Here is a 4096-nt window from a genome sequence, read left to right on the forward strand (position 1 = left end):
CTTGCTCTGGCAAACACAATCACTGATATTCCTGTTGTTTTCGGCACTGTAACTGATCCTCTCGGAGCAGGCCTTGTCTCAACTCTTGACCATGGCGAGCGAAACATCACCGGCATGAGCGATGCAATCCCGACCGAGCAGCACATTGCCCTTTTCAAGCAGCTCACTGGAATCAAAACTTTGGGCTATATTTACACAAGCAACGAGGCAAATTCAGTTTCTTCATTGGAACTTGTAAAAAAAGGCTGTGAGCAGGCAGGTCTTTCGCTTGTAACTCAGGCAATCACTAATTCAAGCGAAGTAAAACAGGCTGCAGAGGCAATCATCAACCGCGTTGACGGATTGTACCTCACAACTGACAACACTGTTTTCAGCGCACTTTCATCTGTAAAGGAAGTTTTCGGTGAGGCTAAAAAGCCGATTTTCTCTGGCGATGTCACTGGTGCTCAGGACGGTGGATGCGTAATTGCAAGCGGATTCAACTATTACAAGGCTGGCCGCGCAACTGGCGAAATGGTTCTTAAAATCTTGAATGGCGAAAAACCAGAGAATATTCCGGTTCGTTTCATGACCGATCCAAGCGACAGCGATTTGCTCTTCGACCTGGATGCGGCCAAAAACTGCGGAATCACAATTGCAGAAGATTATCTCAAAAAAGCTAACATGATTTTTGAGAACGGAAAGCTTACAAAGAAATAATCTTAGCGAACTTCTACGGAACCGTCAGCGTGGGCGATAAATGCTGTTGGCTTCATCTTTGTGAAGAAGCCGACTTCGACAACGCCCACGATTTTTGTGATATTGTCTTCCATTTCAGCCGGATTAACAGGCTTTTCCCAAGTGCAGTCCAAAATCTGGTTGCCGTTGTCCGTGATTACAGGGCCGCATTTTCGCACTCCTTCACGCAGAACGCATTTCGCACCGAGCGCATTCAGCTTCTTTTCGACAGCTCTTCTTGCACCAGGAACGATTTCAACTGGGAGCGGAAATTTTGTTCCCATGTGAGCGACTGATTTTGATTCATCGGCAACAATTACAAGTTCTTTTGCGTTGTATTCAACGATTTTTTCGAGGAGATGAGCCGCCCCGCCGCCTTTAATCAAGTGATTTTCCGGGTCGATTTCATCAGCACCATCAATTGCAAGGTCAAGCTCGCCATCAATAAGGCGGTCATTTAGCGTATAAACCGGGATTCCCAAATCTTTGCAGTAATTTTCGGTCTGGAAACTTGTGACGACAGCCTTGATGTCATGCAAAGTGCCGTCCTCGATTCGCTCCGAAAGCCTTTTGACTGCCGGAAGAGCCGTACTTCCTGTTCCCAAGCCGATTTTCATGCCTGAGAAGATTTTTTTCTGCTCGATTAAAGTGTCGATTGCGGTTTTTGCCGCAAGAACTTTCTGTTCGCTTTGTGTAAGTGCCATATTTTCCTCTATTTTTTTTCTATATTTACTGTTTGAAATAATTTGAATTGTTCATCGCCCTGATATTTGAGCATTGTGAAGCCGTTATGAACTTTGCATCCGGCTTTCATGCCTCTTGCCATAATCGGAGTGACAGTCGGCTCGTAAATGATGTCATAAATCATTTCCGTGCCAGCGAAATCATAGAACCAGAGCGGATCGTTGTCGGAATTTGACGGTTCCGTGCTTCCCATTCCTTTTGATGTTGTCTGGATTATGAGGTCATTGTATTTTTTGAGCGTTAAGATTGATTCCTGCCCCAAAGACGCGTAATCAAATCCGTATTTTTTGCCCAATGCCCTGGCTTTTCCGACCGTTCTGTTGAAAATGCAAGCCTTGCCGCCGAGTTTTTTGACAGCGTAAGCAATGGCTTTTGCGGCTCCACCAGCCCCGATGATTGAGACACGAGTTTTTTTGAGATTTTTAAGCCCTGTGAACTCCAAAAGTGCTTTTGAGAAGCCAACGCAGTCTGTGTTATAGCCAATCCAGACTCCGCTTTCGTTGATTACAGTGTTGCAGGCTCCGATTTCCTCAACTTTTTTGTCCACTGAGAAGAGATAATTGATGATATCTTCTTTGTGCGGAATCGTGACCGAAAATCCTTTGACCCCAAGTTCTGTCGCGAAATTGAAAGCTTCTGCCGCCTTTTCAGCCTTGAACGGAACATAAACGGCATTCTGTCTGGTCTGAAGAAAGTGTTCGTTGTGAATTTGCGGACTTGAAGTGTATTTGAGAGGCCAGCCAGTGATTCCGAAAAGCTTGGTCTCTTCGTCGATTTCGTGGAAATGATAGATTTCTTCGAGAGTTTTCGGGTCGGTATGCCCGATGTCAGAAAGACTAAGCTCAAGGTCAGCAGGAGAAGTGTAGCTCAAATAAGAATGAAATTTCTCTGCAAGAATTCTGGTAGGAAGCCCCAATGGTCCCATCGCGCAGACAATCTGATCCGTGCCTTTGAAATCCTGCATTTCTTTGTAAAGATTTGTGACATCCTTGAGTGAGTGAGGCATAAACGCAATTTTTGGGATTTCAAACCGTGAGGCATGCATTGAGCGGAGTTTTTCGCCGATGTTCTCAATCGGATTTTTCATGTCATGGAACGAACGGATGATTTTTGTTCCGTAAGCCATGGCCGCATCTTGAAGCGAAGAAATGTGAAAATCTTCCTCAAAATCAACATAAGCAAAATTTTTGCTGGAATCCTCGTTCGCAAAAGCAAGTGCGCGCGCAAAAAGCATTGAGCGTGATGCTTCGCCTTCGGCAAATTTTCCGCCGTCAACCGTTCTCCTAATCGTAAGAATGCAAGGAATATTAGCTTTTGAAGGAAAAGTACGGATATTGAGCCTTTCATCATCGTCAAGCAAATCAACCCGAAGCTCAACAAGGTCAATGTACTTGCGGTATTTCTCGATAAGAGCAAGGTCTTGTTCCACGGTCGGAGCCGTAAGACAAAGACAAATCAATGGTTTTGACATGGAAACATGATATAAAAATTTCAAGGCGCAATCAACGGGCTACGGGCTTTTCGGGGTTCGGTAACCCTCATTCCTCCGCTCATTTCATTCGCTACGGAACGGCAAAGCCGCCCCTACAATCCCGGCGCGGCATCTGGTAAAAATCTATGATTTTTCCGCAAAAAGCAAGAAATTTCTTTGCGTTTCTATTGACAGTAACAAAAAGCCATGATATTCTGTTTCTATAAACAGTAACGGGGCGTTGCGGGGGGAACCGATGTGGGTACGCACGCGGTTCAGGCATAGCCTTCACCGAGACTCGCTTAGAAAGTCGTCTCACGACTTTCTTCGCCTTCGGCGACCGGCTCCCTAGGAGACTGCCCCCCTTCTGGAGGTTATATGACACGAACAGATTCTATATATTTTTCACTTCCATCGGACAGGTATACGCCGTTCAGTCTGGCACGCAAAATTGGTGCGACTGCAATTCTGGAAAGTGCGAGCTTTGCGCGGGGCAAGGAACGTTATTCAATTCTTTTGCTTGAGCCTGCATTCCGCATCGTTCAGGACGAAGAGGGCGTTGCATTTTTGATTGATGGCCGCCGCCTGCCTTACAAAGAAAAGAACACAACCGGCGAGACAATCGCACCGGGAAGCCGCGTTCTTCATACGCCGGATATTCTGGATGCACTTTTGTATGTCGCGCAGCAGAACGACACAAGCGTTGTTCATAACGAAGACGGCACTGAAAGCCCGAACGCAATCCCTGTTCCAACGAGTGGTTTGGGCTACCTGAGCTACGAGTTTTCTGCCCGCTGTGACACAATCATGATGGCTCCTCAGACAGATGAGCTTCATATCCCTGAGAGTGAATTTGTTGCAGGTCACATTTATGTCGTTTTCGACCATTTTACCGAAAAACTCCACATTTTCGCACTCAACTACAACGAGCATCAGATTGATTTGGATAAGGCCGTTGCCGATTTGAAAAAAAGGCTTAACGATATGGACTTCTCTTATCTTTCTGCACCGGAAGAGCCTTGTGAGGTTCGCACAATCACAAATCTTGAGCAGAGCGAGCGCGAGTACAAAGAAAAAGTCGAGGCAATCAAAAAAGAAATCATCGCGGGAAATCTCTTGCAGGCAGTTCCGAGCCGCCGACTCCAGCTTGAATGTGACAATTCC

The 4096-nt window shown here is 46.0% G+C and carries 3 protein-coding genes and 1 pseudogene; 2 read left to right on the forward strand and 2 right to left on the reverse strand.

The window, feature by feature from the left end:
* Positions 1 to 699: ABC transporter substrate-binding protein (locus tag IJJ71_RS00150; protein WP_296844599.1), on the forward strand; the 699-nt coding region annotated here is incomplete at its 5' end.
* A 2-nt stretch (positions 700 to 701) separates the two neighbouring features.
* On the opposite strand, the gene rpiA is transcribed toward IJJ71_RS00150, so the two are convergent.
* Positions 702 to 1421 carry a ribose-5-phosphate isomerase RpiA gene (rpiA, locus tag IJJ71_RS00155; protein WP_296844601.1) on the reverse strand — a complete coding sequence of 240 codons (720 nt, stop codon included), beginning with the start codon at positions 1419 to 1421 and terminating at the stop codon, positions 702 to 704.
* A gap of 8 nt (positions 1422 to 1429) precedes the next feature.
* Complete coding sequence (locus IJJ71_RS00160) at positions 1430 to 2932, reverse strand: bifunctional type I 3-dehydroquinate dehydratase/shikimate dehydrogenase (protein WP_296844603.1); 1503 nt, start codon at positions 2930 to 2932, stop codon at positions 1430 to 1432.
* Positions 2933 to 3310: 378 nt separating this feature from the next.
* Here IJJ71_RS00160 and IJJ71_RS00165 point away from each other — a divergent pair.
* Positions 3311 to 4096, forward strand: a pseudogene (locus IJJ71_RS00165) (anthranilate synthase component I); the annotation flags it as partial.

The organism is Treponema sp., assembly GCF_017430385.1.
Taxonomy (GTDB): domain Bacteria; phylum Spirochaetota; class Spirochaetia; order Treponematales; family Treponemataceae; genus Treponema_D.

Bases quoted from the DNA above. Each gene is read 5' to 3' on its own strand.
- IJJ71_RS00160 (WP_296844603.1), bottom strand. From the start codon at position 2,932: ATGTCAAAACCATTGATTTGTCTTTGTCTTACGGCTCCGACCGTGGAA.
- rpiA (WP_296844601.1), bottom strand. From the start codon at position 1,421: ATGGCACTTACACAAAGCGAACAGAAAGTTCTTGCGGCAAAAACCGCA.